Genomic DNA, 20014 nt, shown 5'->3' with positions numbered 1-20014 from the left:
TGATCAGAGATCGACGGGCAGCGTTGCAAAGGAGGCCGACGACACCCACCGCTGACCGCCGTACGCGGCAAGGGCTTCCATCAGGTCGGTCCGCTGCCGCTCCGTCATCGGGCCGAGGACACAGATGGGGATCCGCCCGCTCGGGCGGACTTTGACCGTGCCTGGCTCGGGATAGATCCATCCTGCCGGCCGCATCATCGTCGGCCGCGTAGCGCCGGGTGCAAGGTCGAGGTGAACTCCGGTGTAACGGTACGACGGTGAGCCCTGGATCTCTTCGATGGCGACACGCTCGACCCGGTCCCAGGGGAACTCGTGTCTTCCTGCGCCGCTGTGGGTCACGATGCCCTGGGGGCCGACGTGCAGCGCCCATCCGGCTCTCTTTTTGCGCAGGAGCGCGTGTTGCACTTCCCAGAAGGTGATCACGACTGCCCAGACGACCGCGAGGGCCGCGATGACCGCAACAAGGCCCCCCAATACGAAGAGAAGCGCCCACGGGTTGTCATCGGCCTCAGGTCCCCTCTGGAAGCGCCCCGTACCGATCGGGAAGTAGATCATTCCTGTCGCCGCCATCGACAAGCCCACGGCCCAGAACCAGGCACGGAAGCGGCCCGGTCTGCCCGCGTAGGTGGACAGCCGCTCCTCGCCGGTCCAGGCCGCGTCGAACGGTTTGGCGGAGCTGGGCAGGCGCCGCGTCTGCACTGCCGTCTCCGTGGACGACACCAGTGCCCAAAGGACTCCTTGCGTGAGCGGGGCCCGGGCGAGCCTTGCCTTGGCAAGCACCGCCTTCATCGCCCCGGCCGTGCTGGCCAGCAGCGCTTTACGAGCCTCTGCCGAACTGTCCGCGGGACCGTACGCGGGCGCGGCCCGGAGGCGGCTGAGGCGTTCTAGGACGTGCCGTGCCGACTCGGGGCGTCGCTGGGGATCACGGGCCAGGAGTTCGGCGACCAGCGCCGTCAGCGCGGGCGGCAAGTCCGGGCGAAGTGAGGCGAGCGGGGGTGCGTCTTCGTCCAGTTTGCGGCGTACGAGCGCCAAGGCGTTGTGCCCGGTGAAGGGTGGCCGGCCAGTGAGCAGGGCGAACAGCACCCCGCCGAAGGCGTAGAGGTCCGAACGCACATCGCCGCGTTCGGTGAGGAACTGCTCCGGCGCGCCGTACTCAGGGGTGCCTGCAGGAGTCAGCTGGGAGGAACCCGCCACGGTGAACATGGTCTGGATGAACCCCGCGATGCCGAAGTCGACGACCTTCACGTGCCCGTCGGGGGTGATCATCACGTTGTGCGGCTTGATGTCGTAGTGGATGACACCGGCCTGATGCGCGGCGACGAGTGCCGCACAGATCCCGTACGCGATCTCCAGCGCTCGGGCAGGGGGCATCGGCCCTTTGTCACGGATGTGTTCGGCAAGCGTGGCGCCCTCGACCTTCTCCATGATCAGGAACAGCGCGTCCTCGTGAACACCGCGGTCGTGGAGGGCGACGGCGTTGGGATGGTTGACCTGCGCAGCAGCCACGGCCTCGCGCTCGAACCGCAGGGCCAGCTCCGAGTCGGGCGCATCCTGGAGGACGAGCAGCTTGACCGCGACATCGCGGCGCAGGCTCCGGTCTCTTCCGGCCCACACTTCGCCCATGCCGCCGCGGCCGAGCCGCTTGATCAGCTCGTACCGGCCCGCGATCAACTCCCCGCGTTCCAACGCCCACCCCCGTCGACTCGGGCATACGACAGCCAGGATACGAACGATGCGGCGCAACGGCCCCCGCCGGACGACGGGGGCCGTGCTCTGGTGCCGTTGGGCGTATCAGGCGGCGGGGAACTCTCCCCCCTTGACGGCCGAGACAAAGGACGACCAGGCCGCCGCCGGGAAGACCAGGGCGGGGCCGTGCGGGTCCTTGCTGTCGCGGACGGGGACCCGACCGGTGGACGCGCACGCGGGCGCCCACTCGACGCAATCACCGCCATCACCGTTGCTGTAGCTGGACTTGACCCACTCCGCGCGGGAGAGATCAGGGGTGCTACTCATGGCGTCAATGCCTCCATGACGGAACGGATGAATGCCGCCGTCTGGGTCGGCGACAAGGCGTATGCCCTGAGCAGATCGTACGACCGCATACGCCTCACCACCCTCTCCCTGTCCTCCAGGAGTTCACCCGTAGCGATGCTCTCCTCATAGGCGATGGTCGTACCGTCGTCCAGCGTCAGCAGATTCAGCGTGCCGCCCATCAGCGCATGCCCACCGTGCTCGAACGGCAGCAGCTGAATCACGCTGGTGGGAGTGTCCACCAGCTCGGCGAGGCGGGCCAGTTGGGCGCGCATGACCACCGGCTCGCCGATCGGCCGCCGCACGGACGCCTCGTCCAGGACCACCGACAGATGAGGCGCTGGGGCGCCTCGCAGCAGAGCCTGCCGACTCATCCGAGCCGCCACCTTCTCCTCTATTTCCTCTGCCGTCGCCTCGGGATTGCTGACCCGGAAAAGCTCCCGTGCGTAGTCCTCCGTCTGCAACAGACCGGGCACGAGCTGCCCGGCGTAGCAGGCGATGGCCTGCGCACGCGTCTCCAGTTCCATGCGTCGCCGGTACTTGTCCGGGTGCACCTCGCGCCGGGCCAGCGCGTACAGCTTCACGAAGATCCCGTCCGTGCCGAACGCAGCGTCCAGCTGAGCGGGGAGTTCGGGAGGGATCATGTACTCCGCGAGCTCGATCCGACCCAGGTGACTGCGGCTCGAGGACACCACTTCGGCGAGCTGATCCAGGCTCATCCCCGCCTCTTCGCGGTGCCGGCGCAGCTCGGCGCCGAAGAGATGGCGGACGCTTCGTTCGGGTGTCAGTTCGCGTTTCCGCGCGGCCATGTACGCAACTCCTGCCTCCCAAGGTGCGGTTGGGAGTCCAACCACTGCCGAGCGTACGCGCCGAGAGTCACCCTTGCACTACAAAGAGTCAACAGGCCCAGCCACATGCAGGACCCCCGCGACGCGCGACCGCCCGGGGGCGTGGCCACCAACGACAGAGGAGCTGATGACGTGATCGACCCTAACCGGTGCGCACCCACATGGGTCAGGGCCCTTTTGGCCTCCCGCGCGGAGGCGACCGCATGAACGCCACGACCGGCCTGCGCCTTCTGCCCTGGACCAGCCCGGACGGTAAACCGTGCTATCTGGCAGCGGACCACGGCGACAGCCTCTTGAGCCGACGCGCGGACGAGATCGAAGCCCTCCAGCTGTCCATGGGGACGCAGCTTCTCGGCCACGCCCGCCTGCTGCTCGGCGACCGCAAAGCGGACGCCGGGGAGCTCCGGTTCCTGGCGAACCGCCTGTGTGAGGCGCTGTGCGATGTGCTGCGCGTGGCCGAGAGCAGGGGCAGTCGCCTGCCTGCGCACGACGAGGACCACGACTACGGTGAGCGGCCATGACCGATCACGCGGACCACGGCACCGACCCGACTCGGCACCCGGAACTCCTGACATGGCTGGCCGAACGCCAGGCCGCGTTCCCCTCCTGGGCGCAGAGCAACGGCCCGGCGGACCGGTTCGACTTCACGCCCGCTTCCCTCGACGTCCTCGAAATTCTGCTGAAGGAGACGTTCGACACCGATGCGGAGCTCGCCGCACGGCGGCGCGAGCCGTTCGTCCAGGGCGCCGTCTGGTATCTGGGCGAGGCGATCTGCCGCACCCGGGGCACGGTGTGGAAGTACGAGCCGGACATCGACACCCGGACAACTCCCCCGCTGTTCGACCCGGCCGACCGGCCCGGCGTCCTCGACACCCCCTGCGTCAGCCTCTCCACCGACGGCCCGGAGAAGGGCCTGTACCCGCTGAACGTGCTGCGCCGCGTGCTGATGGACCGGGACGAGTTGGGCAACCCGGTCGATGAGCGCCTGGCGGACGCGATGGAAGACGACTACCTCGACGAAGACTTCGACGAGGACAACGAAGACGACGGGGATGAGGACTGAGCCGTCCGGCGTGACAGACGATGGACCGTGCCCGCTCAGGTGATCGCCAGCTCCGCGTCCACCGCGGTCTGGACGGACGTACGCCCGAACTGGTCCTACACCAAATATCCCCAGAAAGGGCGGCCTGCGCACCGCGCAGACCGCGCGGTGCGTGGGCGGCATCGGCCGGCGATCACCCGTAGAGCGAGCGGGCTCCCGGGCTGTTGCCCTTGAAGCGCTGGCCCGCGGCGATCTCCTCGCCGACCACCGACCAGACGGTCTCGTCGTCCTGGAAGGGGAGCAGGTCAATGCTGCTCGTCTCCTGACGGATACGCTCGACCTCGCGCTCCAGGCGCTCGAAGTCGGCTTCCTCGTCGCCGTCGTCGCCGCTGAAGGTCAACTCCTCGAGCAGGCACTGGAACCGGAGGGTGACCTGGACGAGGGAGGAGACGTCCGTGTGGAGTTCCTGCACGGTCTCCTCGTCGGCGTCGAAGGCGTGCACCTTGCCGGAACCGGGGTCGAGGGCGAGATGGGCGTTGAGCAGCCAGCCGATGACAGGCCATTCGCCCGCGTCCTCCGAGGCGTCCTCGAAGTCGTCGGCGTCGGCGACGCCCTGGACGAGGGGCAGCCGGCCGGTGTCCTCGTCGGGCTCACGCAGCCGGAGCGTCCCGGTGGGGACGCCGACGGTCTGCAGGAGACGGGCGCCCTCGGTGTCCGCGGACAGTCGGTCCTGTGCGGTGTGCCGCCATCAGAAACGGCGTCTTAGTTAACAACGGGAGGCGATAGAGGGACGATTTCCCGGTCGAAGAAATCAAAAAACGGCTCGGCGCGATCGTAAAGAGCGTTGAAGCCGACCGATGTTTCTTTGATCAGCTCTGGATTCGTGAACCGATTGGCCCCTGCCGCATTTCCGTCGTCATCATAAACAACTTCATACATGGCCACATCCCCAAGAATCACAACTTCGGGGACAGGACGTCGCTCTTCGACATCCACGATCTTACGGGCATCGACGACCTTGATTTGATCACCCAACTCGACGCGCAGACGGAGCACGAACAGCTCCCACTGCACGTAGGGAGTAACAGGGAACTCCACAACCCGAAGACGGCGCTCTGTGACGTTGAGCTCGGAAGCCTTTCGGAATTGCTTGGCGTATACTTCGCGCTTCTCCTCGATAAGAGATAGCGCTTCAGTCCACTCTCCGGCAGCAAAGGCTTCCCAGCTCGAGAAGCCTCGCTCCTTGAAGTTCTGGCCGCGCTCCAGCTTGTTCAGAAATCCGATGCCGCCCTCATAAACGCGGCGAAAATCCTCGTGATACGCCGGACGCATCAAGCGCTCGGAGGCGCCGCTCGGAAACGAATCAAACACTGGGGATATCCGGCTTCGCTGCGATCATCATGCTCCTGGGGATTACTACCAGCCGCTCGTCGGCTCCCACAGAGACTCCTGGAGGCAGGGACTTGCCGAGTGAGTCCGTGAGGTCCCTTCCGATAATAGCGACATCACCATTACCAAGTTCCCAGATATCAGGGCAGTCCGGATTATCCGTCGTCGTCCCTAGTTCTTGGGGTGATTTACCCAGACGCCTCTTGAAGGTCGTCGACGGGTCGGCTTCCCACGGCCTAGCCATAGCCATCACTCCCTGACCGTACCCAGATTTTGGCCAACCATACTGCTGCGACATCGGGTTGACCACGCATGGCGCACAGTTCAAGTCATCAGGCATATGCCAAAGGCAAACGACTGAGTGGTGATCCTTGTTGAGTGGGCTCAGCAGTGAAATGATATGCGGCCACAAAGCATCATCACGCAATCACGGCATAGCCATCCTATCCGATCTATTGGCGCGAAGCCGGACCTTTGTTCGATGGCCACAGAGGGAGTCATGCAGACATCCATTTCACACAGGGCGCGGATTTCCGCAACCGAGCCGTATCGACAAATTGCAGTTCGATGAGCGCAACCATGGACGGCCACGCTGAGGATGACGGTCGTGTCTACCAGTCCGCAGGCGACCAACACATCAATGAGCATCATTACTATGGGGCCGAAAGAGCCGTAATGGGCGGTCCGGACTCTGTTCGTCGTCCGGCGATTGGTCGGGCGCCCACGGTCCTGCGCGACCGCGCCGAGGTGTTGGAGCGCTTGCAGGCAAGTGTCGGAAGGGAGCGCGGTGGTGAGGTCTACGTGCTCCATGGCATGGGTGGCTGCGGTAAGACAGCCGTGGCTTATGTCCTCTTCCAGTTCGCCACTGAGGAGAGCGGGCGGATCGGCCTGTGGGTGAATGCTGCTGACCGTGCGAGCTTACGTGCCGGCATGCTGGCCGTCGCAGCTGACCGAGGTGCCGGCGACGGCGAACTACTGGCTGCCAGAAATGGGCTCCGGCCTGCGGCTGATCTCGTGTGGCACTGTCTCGACCGTTCCCCTGAGTCCTGGCTGTTGGTGCTCGATAATGCAGACGACCCCGAGATCCTTCGTGATGGCAGCTGGCTCCGTAGCAGTTCGCGAGGTACAACCGTGGTCACTACTCGTCGCGCGGCCGCTCGCTGGTGGCCCGGTGCGGAGTTGCAGCACATCGGCGTACTACCGCGCGACGACGCGGCCCAAGTGCTGTGCGACCTTGCTCCGCAGAGTGGCACGAGGGAGCAGGCCGCTGCCATAGCCGACCGACTGGGGCGGCTGCCGCTCGCGCTCACGCTCGCGGGTGGCTTCCTGTCCCACCAGGTACTCGACCCTTGGACGATGGACGCCTACGGGCGCCACCTGGACGATGGCGAGTGGGTCGAGCTCATAGATCAAGGAGCTGACGTCTTGTCCGACGCGGACCCCCGGCACCTGGTCGGTCGAACCTGGCAGCTGTCACTCGATGCATTCGAAGCCCGCGGCCTTCCGGAGGCGGCTTCCCTTCTCAGGCTGCTGGCTCGCTTCGCTCCCGAGCCGTTGCCACTGTCTCTGTTGAACCGGCCTGAAATCAGTGGTGTTCTCCCTCGCGCTCGGTGTGAAACAGCGTTGAGAGCGCTGTTGGACCATTCACTGACCGAACTGGTCGACGTTGGCGTTCGTTGTGCGCAGAGCCACGGTGTACTGCTCGACAGTGTCGCCGCTTCCACACCTCGTGACAGACTCCCCACTCTCGACACGACGGCTGCCCGGTTACTTGACGCGGCCGTCCCCGCCCGTCCCGACGCCGGCCCGTACGATCCGCAGTTACGCCTACTCGCCCCTCACACGCTTGCTCTGCTGGGGCATGCCTCACAACCATCGATTATTTCTGACGTGTTGACTGTAGCCAAACGCTTGTCCATCGCTCTTCACCGCACCGGGGACTACATGTCCGCCTGGGAGACGGCCAATGCTGCGACGAACCTCACGGAACAGTCCCTCGGAGCAGAACATCGGCTGGTACTGGCAACACGTTCAAGGGCCGGCCGGGCGCTCTTCCGGCTGGGTAGATACACCGAGGCCGAGCTGCTACTGCGCAACGTACGAGCGGCCCAAGAGGGCATTTTCGGGAATGACGACGCCGACACTCTCGATACCAGTCACGGCCTCCAACTCGTACTCGCAAATCTCGGCAGGCGCGAGGAAGCCCTTACGCTTCTGAAGTCAGTAGTGACGGGACGCCAAGCAGTACTCGGGGCGGCGCACCCACTGACTTTGCGTTCCCGTGCCAGCCTGCTCACGATGTTGTCTGCCGATGAGCTGACTGCCAATAGCGATACACTACTTTCGTTGCCTTCGGACTGTGATCTCCATCTCGGCCCCGAGCACACAGTTACTCTAGGCGCCCGACATAATTACGCTTGGGCACTGTATGTGCTGGGTCAGTTCACTGCCGCCGACGAGGCGATACAGCTGGTTTGCCAGGCCTATAAAGATCGCTTTGGCCCCGACTACCCGACGGCACTGGCAGCGCAACAGCTCTTCGCCCGGACCCAGTTCGCACTCGGTTATACAGAATCGGGAGTCGACTTGATGGTTGATGTCGTGGCAAGACGAGAACGTAGCCTGGGGTTCGACCATCCTTTCACGGTCGCAAGCCGTGAACTCCTGGGGCAGTTCAGAGCGAGGCGATAGCGGTCAATCGGCACGGTGCTTCAAGGCGGTCACCTATGAAGCGCCGACCCCTCCCTGCCGAGTCGGACCGCTGTCGCCCGCGGCATCGGATGGACTGCTCATGGGACCCAGCTCCTCCCCGCGGAAGGACAGCAGGACCACCAGGGCGCCCCCGCACGTGATCGCCCAGTCGGCGAGGATCATCACACTGAAGTCGCGGACCGCGATGAAGTCGACCACCGCGCCCTGCATGCCGCCGGGGGACCGGAAGAGGCGGTCCGTCAGGTTCCCGAGCGCCCCGCCCAGCAGCAGCCCCAGCGCGATCGCCCACGGCGTGCTGGTCAACCGGCGTGACACCCAGACGATGGCGACGGCAACGGCCGCCGCGATCAGCGTGAACACGATGGTCGTCGCCTCACCGAGGCCGAACGCCGCGCCAGGGTTGCGCTGCACCCGCAGCTCCATCCAGGCACCGATCACCGGGACAGAGGCACGCCCCTCCAGCCCCGCGCCCACCGCCAGCTTGCTCCCCAAGTCGATGGCGTACGCGATACCGGCCACCACCCACAGCAGCCACACCCGCCGCGGTTCGGCGGGTGTGTCGCTCTTGGGCGTATCGCTTGTCGTCCGGCCCCGGGGAACAATGGACAGCGGTTGGCGCTGAGGGCTGATCTTGCCGTCTAGCAGAGCGTCCAACGGCTCTGCCGAGGTTCGGCAAAGCTCGGTTGAGCTGGTCGCCGCGGGGCTACGGTCCGGCCGTGCCGGTGGAATTTCTGACTGATGAGCAGGCCGAGGCGTACGGGAAGTTCGCCGAGGAGCCGACGAGGCCCGAGCTGGAGAGGTTCTTCTACCTCGATGACGTCGACCGTGCGCTGATCGGCAAGCGGCGTGGGGATCAGAACCGGCTTGGGTTCGCGCTCCAGATGTGCACAGTGCGCTACGTCGGGCTGTTCCTGGAGGACCCGCTCGCGGTACCGTGGCCGGTCATCGAGCACCTCGGCCAGGAGCTGGGCATCGAGGACGTCTCGTGCATCAAGCAGTACACCGAGCGGCTGAAGACGGCGTACGAGCACGCGTGGGAGATCCGCGACGCCTACGGCTACCACCAGTACGAAGACCCTGAGTGGGGCCGGTTGTTCCGTACGTTCCTGCACGGCAGGGCGTGGACGAATGCCGAGGGGCCGGTGGCGCTGTTCAACCAGTCGGTGCACTGGCTGCGCCGGAACCGGGTGCTGCTGCCCGGGGTGAGCGTGCTGGCCCGGCAGGTCGCGGAAGTGCGCAGGATCGCCGAGCAGCGGCTGTACGCGACGGTGGCGAACGCGGCCCGCCGCGCGGACGCCTCGCTGCCCGGGGACCTGGTCGCGCTGCTGGAGGTGCCGGAGGGAAAGCGGCTCTCGGAGCTGGAGCGGATGCGCCGGCCGCCGACTCGGCAACGCGATGAAGGGTGCGCTGGAGCGGGCCGACGAGATCGCGGCCTTCCGCCTGGGGAAGGTGAAGGTCGAGCAGATTCCGCCGAACCGGCTGTCGACGCTGCCCCGGCTGGAGAAGGCATCGCGGCTGGTGACGGCGGTCTGGCGGGTGCTCGGCAAGGAGATGGGGCTGGTCGAGGAGCACGGCACCGATCTGGACGTGGCCGCGCTGTGGCGGGCGGTGGAGTCCGTCGCCCCTCGCGAGGAGGTCACGCCGCCGCGGCGACGGTGGAGGAACTGGTACCGCCCGGGGACGACGCGGCCGAGGCGGCGGTCCGCGCGCTGCTGGCCTCCCGGTACAACACGGTGCGTCCGTTCCTGACCCTGCTCGGGGAGTCGACAGCGCTCGGGGCCGCGTCGGGCGGGCGCCGGGTACTGGCCGCCGTGCAGAAGCTGCCCGCACTGTCGAGGCGCCGGGTGAAGGACAAGCCGCTGCTGCCCAGGGAGATCGACAGCAAGCTGGTCCCGCCGGCCTGGCGGCGGGCGGTGTTCAACAACGCGGGCCTCCCGGCCGGGGCGGTGGGCCGTGACGCGTACGTGGTGTGCGTGCTGGAACAGCTCTATCGCGCACTTCAGCGTCGGGACGTGTTCGCGTCACCGTCGAACCGGTGGTCCGACCCGCGGGCGCGGCTGCTGGATGGCAAGGCGTGGGAAGCGGTGCGCGAGGACACCCTGGCGGGCCTGAGCTTGAACGAGCCGGTCGAGGAGCATCTCAAAGGCCGGGTTAAGGCGCTAGATGCGGCCTGGCAGTTGATGGCGGAGCGCCTGGAGAAGGCCGCGCAGGACGCGAAGCTCAGCTTCGAGATCCAGCCCAACGGCAGGTTGAAGCTGAACGTGGACCGGCTCGGCGCACTCGGCGAGAGCGCCTCATTGAAGTGGCTGCGCCAGACCACCGCGAAGATGCTCCCGAAGATCGACCTGCCAGACCTGCTGTTCGAGGTCGACTCCTGGACCGGGTTCCTGGACGCCTTCGTGCACCTGGGCGACGGCCGGACGCGCATGGAGGACATCAAGACCTCGCTGGTCGCGCTGCTCGTGAGCGAGGCGTGCAACATCGGGTACACGCCGGTCATCGACGCCGAGGACGAGGCGCTCACGCGGGCCCGGCTGGTCCACGTCGATCAGTACTACCTGCGGGTGGACACCATCGCCGCGGCGAACGCGAAGCTGATCGAGGCGCAGGCGAAGGTGCCGATCGTGAAGTTCTGGGGTGAGGGCCTGCTGGCCTCGGTCGACGGGCTGCGGTTCGTTGTCCCGAAGCGGACCATCCACGCCGGGCCGTCGCCGAAGTACTACCACTTCAAGCGCGGCATCACCTGGCTGAACGCAGTAAATGACCAGGTCGCGGGTATTGGGCAGATGCCCGTGCCGGGCACGCCGCGCGACTCCCTGCACATCCTGGACGCGCTGCTGAACCTGGATTCCGGGGTGAAGCCGGAGATGGTCGCCACCAACAACACCTCGTACTCCGACATGGTGTTCGGCCTGTTCACGATGCTGGGCTACAACTTCTCGCCGCGCTTCAAGGACCTGGGCGACCAGCGGTTCTGGCGGGCGGAGATGCCCGGTGTGGAGACCGGTGACTACGGGCCGCTGGAGGACCTGGCCCGCAACAAGGTCAACCTGACCAAGGTCACCACACACTGGCCGGACATGCTGCGGGTCACCGGCTCACTGGTGACCGGGCAGGTCCGCGCGTACGACCTGCTGCGGATGTTCGGCCGCGAGGGGCGGCCGACCCCGCTGGGCCAGGCCTTCGCCGAGTACGGGCGCATCGCCAAGACCCTGCACCTGCTCCGGGTCGTCGACCCGGTCGACGACACCTACCGGCGCCAGATGAACCGGCAACTCACCGTCCAGGAGTCACGGCACAAGCTCGCCCGCGACATCTGCAACGGCAAGCGCGGACAGATCATGCAGGCATACAGGACGGGGCAGGAGGACCAACTCGGCGCGCTCGGCCTGGTCCTCAATGCCGCCGTGCTCTGGACAACGCGCTACCTCGACGCCGCCGTCGACCGCCTGCGGGCCCTGCCGCCCGAGGAGCGGGAGCATGACGTCCTGGACAAGGACGTGGCCCGGGTCTCCCCGCTGAAGCACGCCAACCTCAACTGCCTGGGCCGCTACAGCTTCGCCGCCCGCCCGCCACGCGAGGGCCTGCGCCCACTGCGTGACCCGGCGACGAAGCGTTGCCGCAGGCAGCGGCGGGGGCCCGAGGGCCCCGGCTGCGTGCCCGCCGGGACGGTGTGTCAGACCACGGCGAGCCGGTCCACCAGCAGCTCCACCCTCTGCGCGGCGTCCTCCGGCAGCAGCCGTCCCGCCCGGGTCAGGGTGGCCAGCCCGTGCAGGGACGCCCAGAACACCTCAGTGAACAGCCCCGGGTGGACGCCGTCCCCGGCGACCTCGCCCAGGCTCTCCAGCAGCGCGGCGAAGGCGTCCTTGAGAGGTTCCGGGGTGTCCTCCTGCGCGTACGCGAGACCGCCGTCGAGCTGGAACAAGGCGTCGTAGACCGCCGGGTTGCGTGCGGCGAAGTCGAGGTAGGCGCGCGCGAGGGCGGCGACCCGGGCGCGCGGGCCGTCCGCGGCGGCGGTCGCGGCCCGCACCGCCACGGCCATCTCCGCGGCGCCCTCCAGGGCGACGGCGCCGATGATCTCGCGCTTGCCGCGGAAGTGGCTGTAGAGGACGGGCTGGCTGTACTCGATGCGCTCGGCGAGCCGGCGGGTAGTGACCGCGTCCCAGCCCTGCTGCTCGGCGAGTTCGCGGGCCGTCGCCACGATGAGGCGCTCGCGCTCCACCCGTTCGCGCTGCTTGCGTTCCTGTACCGACATGATTCGATCCTATCACCGCTAGACAACCGAGCGGCAGTAGTACTAGCGTTACCTCATCACCTAGCGACGCTAGATTCCCGAAGGGGTCATTATGCTCGATGCACTTGAGGTCGTCACCACCGTGGTCGTCGGCGTGATGGTGGGGGTGGAGTTCTCCGTCGCCTTCGTCATGAACCGGATCTTCAACGCACTCCCCGAGGACAGCGGCCAACTCGGCCATGCCCACGGGGGCCGGATGCTCGGCGCCGTGATGCCGGTCTGGTACATCGGCTCGCTCGCCCTCGTCGCGGTCTGGGCCATCGCCAGATGGCACCACCACGGCACCGGCCTCGTCGTCACCGCCGGCGCGCTGCTGATGCTCAGCGTGATCATGTCGATTCTGCTGCTCGTCCCGATCAACAACCGGAACAAGACGTGGACCCCTGACAACCGGCCCGCCGACTGGAAGCAGCAGATGAACCGCTGGGAACGCTTCCACTACGTCCGCGTCGCCGTCATCATCGCCGCCTTCGCCCTGCTGGTCGCCGCCCTCACCTGATACCAAAGCCGCCCCGACATGCACTGATTCGCCCCGTTACGTCGACGGCTTTCGCCCCGTCGGGGTGAGCCCGACAGGGCTTCGGATTACCGACCCCGCGGGCCGACACCGCGCCGGTGGCGCACCATCCCCACTCCCCGGGCGGCAGCCGGCCACCGAAATCCCGACATCCGGGAATGCGGCTGCCGCTCAGATCCCACAACGGCGATCCCGACAAACCACGCCCCTCGATCAGCCGCGTCCGCGCGGCCTGATCAGGCCCCACATGACTCAGCAAGCTCCACGAAGCTCACCAAGCCGACGAAGACTCGCAAGGAGAAGAACAATGTCGCTGAAGAAGATCAACACCGTCCTGGCCGCCGCCTTCATCCTCTTCATCCTCTGGTTCGGGACGGAGTTCATCCTGCGCCCGGAGACGACGGCACCAGGCTTCGGCCTGCCGAGCTGGCCGTCCGGCGACGGCGACGGCTTCCTGATCATCAAGGGCATCCGCGACGTCGTCTTGGCCCTGGTCCTGGGCATCCTGCTGGTGACGGGCCACCGCCGGGCGCTGGGCTGGGCGCTGCTGGTGGAGGCCCTCGCCGCGTACGGCGACATGACCACCGTGCTGGCCCACCACGGCTCCGTGGCCACCGCGCTCGGCGTCCACGGCCTGACCGCGACACTGATGGTGGTCAACGGCCTGCTGATAATGCGCGAGACCCGCAAGGTCGCGGCCGCTCCGGCAACGCCCGCCCCGCAACCCGCCTAACGCCACCTTGGCGCGTGTCGGTATTCGCCTGTCAGCGCCTGCCGGGAAAGTCGAGGCGCACGATCTTCTTCCAGTGGGCGGCGGCCTGGTCCCGTTTCTCCGGGATGGCGCAGCGCGGCCCCCTGCCCCGATTTTCATAAACGGTCCTTTGCCCGAGCAAGATCCAAGACGGCGGCCCGGCGATCGCGAAGCACCGGTTCGGTTCGCAGAACTCGTTCTCACTCAAAGACCACCGTGCTGCGGCGCCGCGCGAACGGCGAGTCGGTCGAGCAGATCCAGCCCGACCTGATCATCCCCACCGGCAAGCGCCAACCGCTGTTCCGTTGTCCCCCGGGGCCGTCGTCACGCTCGGTCTCCTCGCCGTCCCGGTCCCACTCCGGCCGCTCAGGTGATCGCCAGCACCACCGCGAGCAGCACCGCCCCGGCCACCGCCGGGGCGATGACCTCGAACGCCCAGCGCACCTCGGGCTCGCCCTGCGCGCCCTCCCGCGCGGCGTGCGCCTCCGCGAGACCGCGCAGTTCGTCGATGGACCGGTCGGCCTGGGCCCGCCGCTGCTCGTCCGCGTCCGCCGCGGCCTGGACGGACGTACGCCGGAATGGGTCCTCGGTCGCCGCCCGCGCCTGCCGCCGCGCGGACCGCTTGCGCTGCCGCAGCGACACCGGGATGGCCCACATCTGGTACTTCGCGCCGCCCGCGAGCACCTCGCTGGAGTAGCCCGCGCGCACCGCCTCCACCGAGCTCCACGGCAGGGTGATCGTGCGGAAGGGGTTGCGTACCCGCAGCCGGTCCTGACCGGCGTGCACCGCGGGCCGCACCGTGAAGGCGATCACCAGCGGCACCGCGAACAGCAGCCCGGCAAGCGCCACCCACGGCGTCCGCCCCTCACCCCGGATCAGCGCGTCGATCCCCAGCCAGACGCCGATCGCGAGCAGCAGCACGCCGCCCGCGATGCCGCCCGGTGAGCGGTAGACGCGGTCCGCGTACTCGGTCTCCGGGGCGGCGGTCTCCGGGTCGGGCCCGCGCGGGGCCGAGGAGTCGTGCGAGGAGTCGTCCGGGCTCGTCATGTGGCCGATTCTGCCGCACAGGCGCGGGCCCGCGCGCTCGGCCCGTGCCCCGCCCGCCTCCCGGCCGGTACGGCGCGGGACCGCCGGGTGTCCCCGGCCCGGGGAGCGCCCACGGGAACGGGCCGGGGGGTGACATTCGGCTACGCGCGTAGATATGCTCCCCTGGTGACCATGCCCACCACAGTTCCCGCATACGGCGCGGAGGCGGCCGAGCGACTGGCGTCGATGGCGGATGTGACCGCCACCGACGGCGCGCTGCGCCGCTTTCTGCACGGCCTGCCGGGCGTCGACGCGGTCGGCCTTCAGGCCCGTGCCGCCGCGCTCGGCACCCGCTCGATCAAGACCACGGCGAAGGCGTACGCCATCGACCTGGCCATCTCCATGATCGACCTGACGACCCTGGAGGGGGCGGACACCCCGGGCAAGGTCCGGGCGCTGTGCGCCAAGGGGGTCAGCCCCGACCCGACCGACCGCTCCGTCCCCAAGGTCGCGGCGATCTGCGTCTACTCCGACATGGTGGCCACCGCCAAGCAGGCCCTGGCCGAGGCCGGCGGGTCGGAGGTCCATGTGGCCTCCGTCGCGACCGCCTTCCCCTCCGGCCGGGCGGCGCTCGCCGTCAAGCTCGCCGACACCCGGGAGGCCGTGGCCGCCGGTGCCGACGAGATCGACATGGTGATCGACCGCGGCGCGTTCCTGTCCGGGCGCTATCTCCAGGTCTTCGAGGAGATCAGGCAGGTCAAGGAGGCGTGCCGGCGCGTGGACGGCAGCGGCACGGCCGCCCACCTCAAGGTCATCTTCGAGACCGGCGAGCTTCAGACCTACGACAATGTGCGCCGCGCCTCCTGGCTGGCGATGCTCGCGGGCGCCGACTTCATCAAGACCTCCACCGGCAAGGTCGCGGTCAACGCGACGCCCCCCGTCACCCTCCTCATGCTGGAGGCGGTGCGCGACTTCCGGGACACGACCGGGGTGCAGGTCGGAGTGAAGCCCGCGGGCGGCATCCGCACCTCCAAGGACGCGATCAAGTACCTGGTGCTGGTCAACGAGACGCTGGGCGCGGACTGGCTGACGGCCGACTGGTTCCGCTTCGGCGCCTCCAGCCTCCTCAACGACCTGCTGATGCAGCGCCAGAAGCTGAGCACCGGACGGTACTCCGGTCCCGACTATGTGACGGTGGACTGAGGCGCCATGACAAACCCAGCTGACACAAACCCAGCCATGACCAACGCATTCGAGTACGCGCCCGCGCCGGAGTCCCGCTCCGTCGTCGAGATCGCCCCGTCCTACGGGCTCTTCATCGACGGCGAGTTCGCCGAGGCCGCCGACGGCAAGGTCTTCAAGACCGTCTCCCCCTCCTCCGAGGAGACGCTGTCCGAGGTGGCCCACGCGGGCGCCGAGGATGTGGACCGCGCGGTCAAGGCGGCCCGCAAGGCCTTCGGCAAGTGGTCCGCGCTGCCCGGCGCCGAGCGCGCCAAGTACCTCTTCCGCATCGCCCGCATCGTCCAGGAGCGCTCGCGCGAGCTCGCGGTCCTGGAGTCGCTGGACAACGGCAAGCCGATCCGTGAGTCGCGCGACGTCGACCTCCCCCTGGTCGCGGCGCACTTCTTCTACTACGCGGGCTGGGCCGACAAGCTCGACTATGCCGGATACGGCAAGGACCCCCGCCCGCTGGGCGTCGCGGGCCAGGTCATCCCCTGGAACTTCCCGCTCCTGATGCTCGCGTGGAAGATCGCCCCCGCCCTCGCCGCGGGCAACACGGTCGTCCTCAAGCCGGCCGAGACCACCCCCCTGTCCGCCCTCTTCTTCGCGGACGTCTGCCGCCAAGCCGGGCTCCCCAAGGGCGTCGTCAACATCATCACCGGCGACGGCTCCACGGGCGCGGAGCTGGTGGCCCACCCGGGGATCAACAAGGTCGCCTTCACCGGCTCCACCGAGGTCGGCAAGGCGATCGCCCGTACGGTCGCCGGTACGGACAAGAAGGTCACCCTCGAACTGGGCGGCAAGGCGGCCAACATCGTCTTCGACGACGCGCCGATCGACCAGGCCGTCGAGGGCATCGTGGGCGGCATCTTCTTCAACCAGGGCCACGTCTGCTGCGCGGGTTCCCGCCTCCTCGTCCAGGAGTCGATCCAGGACGAGCTGCTGGACGCGCTCAAGCGCCGGATGCGCACGCTCCGGGTCGGCGACCCGCTGGACAAGAACACCGACATCGGCGCGATCAACTCGGCCGAGCAGCTGGCCCGGATCCGTACCCTCGCGGACGCGGGCGAGGCGGAGGGTGCCGAGCGCTGGGCCCCGGAGTGCGCGCTGCCCACCTCCGGCTACTGGTTCGCCCCCACCCTGTTCACCGGCGTCACCCAGGCGCACCGCATCGCGCGCGAGGAGATCTTCGGCCCGGTGCTCTCCGTCCTCACCTTCCGCACCCCGGAAGAGGCGGTCGCGAAGGCGAACAACACCCCGTACGGCCTGTCCGCCGGCATCTGGACCGAGAAGGGCTCGCGCATCCTGTGGATGGCGAGCAAGCTCCGCGCGGGCGTGGTGTGGTCCAACACCTTCAACAAGTTCGACCCGGCCTCTCCCTTCGGCGGCTACAAGGAGTCCGGATACGGTCGCGAGGGCGGCCGCCACGGCCTGGAGGCGTACCTCGATGTCTGACAACACGGTTGACCGGCTGAGCGTTCTCAAGACCTACAAGCTGTTCGTCGGGGGCAAGTTCCCCCGGTCCGAGAGCGGGCGGGTGTACGAGGTGACCGACCCTAAGGACCGCTGGCTCGCCAACGCGCCGCTCTCCTCCCGCAAGGACGCCCGCGACGCGGTCGTCGCCGCCCGCAAGGCGTTCGGCGGCTGGTCGGGGGCCACGGCCTACAACCGCGGCCAGGTCCTCTACCGCGTCGCGGAGATGCTGGAGGGCCGCCGCGCGCAGTTCGCGCGGGAGGTCGGCGACGCGGAGGGTCTTGGCAAGTCCAAGGCCGCCGCCGTCGTGGACGCCGCGATCGACCGCTGGGTCTGGTACGCGGGCTGGTCCGACAAGGTCGCCCAGATCGCCGGGGCCGCCAACCCGGTCGCGGGCCCGTACTTCAACCTCTCCACGCCCGAGCCGACCGGCGTGGTGGCCGTTCTGGCGCCCCAGGAGTCGCCGTTCCTGGGCCTGGTCTCCGTGATCGCCCCGGCGATCGTGACCGGCAACACGGCCGTGGTCGTGGCGAGCGAGCGGGCCCCGCTCCCGGCCCTCTCCCTCGGCGAGGTCCTGGCCACCTCCGACCTCCCCGGCGGCGTGGTCAACGTGCTCTCCGGCCGCACCGCCGAGATCGCCACCCCGCTCGCCGCCCACCAGGACGTCAACGCGATCGACCTCGCGGGCGCGGACGCGGAGTTGGCCCGCTCGCTGGAGGAGGCGGCCGCGGACAACCTCAAGCGCGTCGTCCGTCCACAGCCTGTGGATTGGTCGGCCGACCCGGGCACGGCCCGGCTGCTGGCCTTCCTGGAGACGAAGACGGTGTGGCACCCGATGGGGGTATGACGCGCCGGGGGAACGCCACGCGACCGCCGGGGGAACACCACACCACCTGAGGGGTCCCTCCGGCAGCGCCATGCCTCACACTGGTGTCCCGTGACCATTCCTCCCATACCTGCCCGCGTCGTCCTGCTGTCCGGCCCCTCCGGCTCCGGGAAGTCGTCCCTGGCGGCCCGCACCGGCCTGCCCGTGCTCAATCTGGACGACTTCTACAAGGAGGGCGACGACCCCTCGCTGCCACAGCTCCCGGGCGGGGCGGGCGCCGACTGGGACTCATCGCTGTCATGGGACGCGGACGCGGCGGTCGCGGCGATCGAGGCGCTGTGCCGTACGTCCCGTACGACGGTGCCGGTGTACGACATCGCCACCAGCGCCCGCGTCGGCGCCGAGCCGCTGGACATCGGCCGCACGCCGCTGTTCGTCGCCGAGGGGATCTTCGCCGCCGACATCATCGAGCGCTGCCGCGCCCTCGGCGTCCTCGCCGACGCCCTCTGCCTGCGCGGGCGCCCCTCCACCACCTTCCGCCGACGGCTGGTGCGCGATCTGCGGGAGGGGCGCAAGTCCGCGCCCTATCTGCTGCGGCGGGGCTGGCGGCTGATGCGCGCGGAGCGCGGGATCGTGGCGCGGCAGACGGCGCTGGGGGCGTACCCGTGCGGGAAGGGCGTGGCGATGGGCCGGATCGCGGCCGCGGCGGCCTCCGGGCGGGCCTTCCCCGGCGCGAGGACCGCGGAGCCGACGGCGCCGAGCAGAACCTCCTGACGCAGGACCTCCCGGGGCAGAACCTCCCAGCGCAGGACCTCCCGGGGCAGAACCTCCCAGCGCAGGACCTCCCGGCGCAGGACCTCCTGACACACGGAAAGGCGGGCCCGGACAGACCCCCCCGGTCGTCCGGACCCGCTCGTTTCCCCCGTGATCCCCCGTGCTTCCCCCGTATTACCGACGCTCCCCCGAACGCCGGCCCCCGTGGTCCCCCCGCTTTCCCCCGTATCCCCCGTTCATCCTCAGGCGACAAGCTCGCCGAAGGACTCCTCCTCGTCCCGGCCGAAGCTGAGGACCTCGTCCTCGCGCAGCCGGCGCAGCGAGCGCCAGATGCTGCTCTTGACCGTTCCGACACTGATGTTGAGAATGTCCGCGATCTCCGGGTCTGTCCGACCCTCGTAGTAGCGCAGCACCAGCATCGTGCGCTGTAGTTCGGGCAGCCGGGCCAGGGCCTGCCACAGCACGGCGCGCAGCTCGGTGCCGCGCATCGCGTCGTGGTCGCCCGCCGTCTCCGGCAGCTCCTCCGTCGGGTACTCGTTGAGCTTGCGCCGACGCCAGGCGCTGATGTGCAGATTGGTCATGGTGCGGCGCAGATAGCCGCCGACCGCCGCCTTGTCACTGATCCGGTCCCAGGCGCGGTAGGTCGAGAACAGCGCGCTCTGCAGCAGGTCCTCGGCCTCGAACCGGTCGCCGGTCAGGTGGTAGGCGGTGGCGTACAGGGAGGCGCGGCGCTCTTGGACGTAGGCGGTGAACTCCACCTCCGACGCCCCGCACCGCTCCCCCGATGCCTCCCTGTACGAGCTTCCCCCGCTCCCCCCGCTTCCTCCGCGTCCCCCCTGGTCCGCGGAGCCCCCCTGCTCGGTCGCGTCAATGGCCACCATGTAAGAAGGCCGCTGACGCCCGGTGCCGCGAGCGCACCCCCGCCCGCTCACGGCACCGGACTTCTCATTGCTCCGGCCGGCGTCGTGGAGGCGCGTGCGAATGACTGCGCTGGCGTTGTTGAAGTGCAGTGTGTTCATCTCGCGCCCCCCGTCGGTAGAGCTTGCTCGGTTTCGCTGTGCTTCCCGGGCCGTCGTCCCTCCCGGTGACCAAAAGACTGCCGGGCCAGTT

Annotated in this window: 19 protein-coding genes and 1 pseudogene; 10 read left to right on the top strand and 10 right to left on the bottom strand. The window is 68.5% G+C overall.

Translation table 11 applies throughout. The features are described from left to right. Positions 1-3: 3 nt before the first annotated feature. The 3 genes from ACWY4P_RS31325 to ACWY4P_RS31315 all read right to left on the bottom strand — a co-directional run bounded on the left by ACWY4P_RS31325 (position 4) and on the right by ACWY4P_RS31315 (position 2840). Positions 4-1686, bottom strand: coding sequence for a protein kinase domain-containing protein (locus ACWY4P_RS31325; protein ID WP_456203825.1), 1683 nt, complete (start codon positions 1684-1686; stop codon positions 4-6). Between the two features lie 105 nt (positions 1687-1791). Next, entirely contained in the window at positions 1792-2013 is a 222-nt protein-coding gene (locus tag ACWY4P_RS31320) for a DUF397 domain-containing protein (protein WP_456203824.1), read from the bottom strand. After that, the gene (locus ACWY4P_RS31315; RefSeq protein ID WP_456203823.1) at positions 2010-2840 is read right to left on the bottom strand and encodes a helix-turn-helix domain-containing protein; all 831 of its coding nucleotides are present in this window, start codon (positions 2838-2840) and stop codon (positions 2010-2012) included. The genes ACWY4P_RS31320 and ACWY4P_RS31315 overlap by 4 nt, the downstream gene beginning before the upstream one ends. A gap of 242 nt (positions 2841-3082) precedes the next feature. Here ACWY4P_RS31315 and ACWY4P_RS31310 point away from each other — a divergent pair, with 242 nt between their 5' ends. Together ACWY4P_RS31310 and ACWY4P_RS31305 are read left to right on the top strand one after the other, a co-directional pair. Further along, positions 3083-3400: a hypothetical protein gene (locus ACWY4P_RS31310; RefSeq protein WP_456203821.1), complete on the top strand. Its 318-nt coding sequence runs from the start codon at positions 3083-3085 to the stop codon at positions 3398-3400. Further along, positions 3397-3942, top strand: coding sequence for a hypothetical protein (locus ACWY4P_RS31305; RefSeq protein ID WP_456203820.1), 546 nt, complete (start codon positions 3397-3399; stop codon positions 3940-3942). Before ACWY4P_RS31310 ends, ACWY4P_RS31305 begins: the two co-directional genes overlap by 4 nt. A gap of 172 nt (positions 3943-4114) precedes the next feature. Here ACWY4P_RS31305 and ACWY4P_RS31300 read toward each other — a convergent pair whose 3' ends face one another. Genes ACWY4P_RS31300 through ACWY4P_RS31290 form a run of 3 tightly spaced genes read right to left on the bottom strand, consistent with a single transcriptional unit; the run spans position 4115 to position 5554 of the window. Beyond that, entirely contained in the window at positions 4115-4645 is a 531-nt protein-coding gene (locus tag ACWY4P_RS31300) for an SUKH-4 family immunity protein (protein ID WP_456213122.1), read from the bottom strand. 38 nt (positions 4646-4683) lie between these two features. Beyond that, positions 4684-5292: a DUF6879 family protein gene (locus tag ACWY4P_RS31295; protein ID WP_456203819.1), complete on the bottom strand. Its 609-nt coding sequence runs from the start codon at positions 5290-5292 to the stop codon at positions 4684-4686. Further along, entirely contained in the window at positions 5285-5554 is a 270-nt protein-coding gene (locus ACWY4P_RS31290) for a hypothetical protein (protein WP_078610493.1), read from the bottom strand. Before ACWY4P_RS31290 ends, ACWY4P_RS31295 begins: the two co-directional genes overlap by 8 nt. Before the next feature lie 323 nt (positions 5555-5877). Between ACWY4P_RS31290 and ACWY4P_RS31285 the strand changes: the two genes are divergently transcribed. Next, the gene (locus ACWY4P_RS31285; protein ID WP_456203818.1) at positions 5878-8001 is read left to right on the top strand and encodes a tetratricopeptide repeat protein; all 2124 of its coding nucleotides are present in this window, start codon (positions 5878-5880) and stop codon (positions 7999-8001) included. A 33-nt stretch (positions 8002-8034) separates the two neighbouring features. On the opposite strand, the gene ACWY4P_RS31280 is transcribed toward ACWY4P_RS31285, so the two are convergent. After that, positions 8035-8625 (bottom strand): signal peptidase II, encoded by a 591-nt coding sequence (locus ACWY4P_RS31280; protein ID WP_456213121.1) that lies wholly within the window; start codon positions 8623-8625, stop codon positions 8035-8037. 113 nt (positions 8626-8738) lie between these two features. On the opposite strand from ACWY4P_RS31280, the pseudogene ACWY4P_RS31275 reads away from it, so the two are divergent. Further along, a pseudogene (locus ACWY4P_RS31275) lies at positions 8739-11627 on the top strand (Tn3 family transposase); the annotation flags it as partial. A 71-nt stretch (positions 11628-11698) separates the two neighbouring features. On the opposite strand, the gene ACWY4P_RS31270 reads toward ACWY4P_RS31275, so the two are convergent. Further along, a complete protein-coding gene (locus ACWY4P_RS31270; RefSeq protein WP_456203817.1) occupies positions 11699-12277 on the bottom strand; it encodes a TetR/AcrR family transcriptional regulator in 579 nt (192 codons plus the stop codon). Between the two features lie 91 nt (positions 12278-12368). Here ACWY4P_RS31270 and ACWY4P_RS31265 point away from each other — a divergent pair, with 91 nt between their 5' ends. Both ACWY4P_RS31265 and ACWY4P_RS31260 read left to right on the top strand, forming a co-directional pair. After that, complete coding sequence (locus tag ACWY4P_RS31265) at positions 12369-12815, top strand: anthrone oxygenase family protein (RefSeq protein ID WP_456203816.1); 447 nt, start codon at positions 12369-12371, stop codon at positions 12813-12815. Between the two features lie 325 nt (positions 12816-13140). Further along, positions 13141-13566 (top strand): DUF4267 domain-containing protein, encoded by a 426-nt coding sequence (locus ACWY4P_RS31260; protein WP_456203815.1) that lies wholly within the window; start codon positions 13141-13143, stop codon positions 13564-13566. Positions 13567-13950: 384 nt separating this feature from the next. On the opposite strand, the gene ACWY4P_RS31255 is transcribed toward ACWY4P_RS31260, so the two are convergent. Beyond that, the gene (locus ACWY4P_RS31255; RefSeq protein ID WP_456203814.1) at positions 13951-14631 is read right to left on the bottom strand and encodes a PH domain-containing protein; all 681 of its coding nucleotides are present in this window, start codon (positions 14629-14631) and stop codon (positions 13951-13953) included. Between the two features lie 171 nt (positions 14632-14802). Here ACWY4P_RS31255 and deoC point away from each other — a divergent pair, with 171 nt between their 5' ends. The 4 genes from deoC (at position 14803) to ACWY4P_RS31235 (ending at position 18904) form a co-directional block, all read left to right on the top strand. Continuing rightward, positions 14803-15813, top strand: coding sequence for a deoxyribose-phosphate aldolase (gene deoC / locus ACWY4P_RS31250; protein WP_456203813.1), 1011 nt, complete (start codon positions 14803-14805; stop codon positions 15811-15813). Positions 15814-15849: 36 nt separating this feature from the next. After that, positions 15850-17286, top strand: coding sequence for an aldehyde dehydrogenase family protein (locus ACWY4P_RS31245; protein WP_456203812.1), 1437 nt, complete (start codon positions 15850-15852; stop codon positions 17284-17286). After that, positions 17279-18151, top strand: a complete 873-nt coding sequence (locus tag ACWY4P_RS31240; RefSeq protein WP_456203811.1) for an aldehyde dehydrogenase family protein — start codon at positions 17279-17281, stop codon at positions 18149-18151. The genes ACWY4P_RS31245 and ACWY4P_RS31240 overlap by 8 nt, the downstream gene beginning before the upstream one ends. A 90-nt stretch (positions 18152-18241) precedes the next feature. After that, positions 18242-18904, top strand: coding sequence for an ATP-binding protein (locus tag ACWY4P_RS31235; protein ID WP_456203810.1), 663 nt, complete (start codon positions 18242-18244; stop codon positions 18902-18904). Between the two features lie 242 nt (positions 18905-19146). Here ACWY4P_RS31235 and ACWY4P_RS31230 read toward each other — a convergent pair whose 3' ends face one another. After that, positions 19147-19923, bottom strand: a complete 777-nt coding sequence (locus ACWY4P_RS31230; RefSeq protein WP_456203809.1) for a SigE family RNA polymerase sigma factor — start codon at positions 19921-19923, stop codon at positions 19147-19149. Positions 19924-20014: the final 91 nt, after the last annotated feature.

The organism is Streptomyces sp. LZ34 (genome assembly GCF_053890475.1).
The sequence above is the reverse complement of the archived record's forward strand: the minus strand, read 5'-3'. Positions and strand labels throughout refer to the sequence as shown.

Coding starts and splice junctions, on each gene's coding strand:
- ACWY4P_RS31320 (WP_456203824.1), bottom strand. CDS start 2,013: ATGAGTAGCACCCCTGATCTCTCCCGCGCGGAGTGGGTCAAGTCCAGC.
- ACWY4P_RS31315 (WP_456203823.1), bottom strand. CDS start 2,840: ATGGCCGCGCGGAAACGCGAACTGACACCCGAACGAAGCGTCCGCCAT.
- ACWY4P_RS31310 (WP_456203821.1), top strand. CDS start 3,083: ATGAACGCCACGACCGGCCTGCGCCTTCTGCCCTGGACCAGCCCGGAC.
- ACWY4P_RS31305 (WP_456203820.1), top strand. CDS start 3,397: ATGACCGATCACGCGGACCACGGCACCGACCCGACTCGGCACCCGGAA.
- ACWY4P_RS31290 (WP_078610493.1), bottom strand. CDS start 5,554: ATGGCTAGGCCGTGGGAAGCCGACCCGTCGACGACCTTCAAGAGGCGT.
- ACWY4P_RS31285 (WP_456203818.1), top strand. CDS start 5,878: ATGAGCGCAACCATGGACGGCCACGCTGAGGATGACGGTCGTGTCTAC.
- ACWY4P_RS31270 (WP_456203817.1), bottom strand. CDS start 12,277: ATGTCGGTACAGGAACGCAAGCAGCGCGAACGGGTGGAGCGCGAGCGC.
- ACWY4P_RS31265 (WP_456203816.1), top strand. CDS start 12,369: ATGCTCGATGCACTTGAGGTCGTCACCACCGTGGTCGTCGGCGTGATG.
- ACWY4P_RS31260 (WP_456203815.1), top strand. CDS start 13,141: ATGTCGCTGAAGAAGATCAACACCGTCCTGGCCGCCGCCTTCATCCTC.
- ACWY4P_RS31255 (WP_456203814.1), bottom strand. CDS start 14,631: ATGACGAGCCCGGACGACTCCTCGCACGACTCCTCGGCCCCGCGCGGG.
- deoC (WP_456203813.1), top strand. CDS start 14,803: ATGCCCACCACAGTTCCCGCATACGGCGCGGAGGCGGCCGAGCGACTG.
- ACWY4P_RS31245 (WP_456203812.1), top strand. CDS start 15,850: ATGACCAACGCATTCGAGTACGCGCCCGCGCCGGAGTCCCGCTCCGTC.
- ACWY4P_RS31240 (WP_456203811.1), top strand. CDS start 17,279: ATGTCTGACAACACGGTTGACCGGCTGAGCGTTCTCAAGACCTACAAG.
- ACWY4P_RS31230 (WP_456203809.1), bottom strand. CDS start 19,923: ATGAACACACTGCACTTCAACAACGCCAGCGCAGTCATTCGCACGCGC.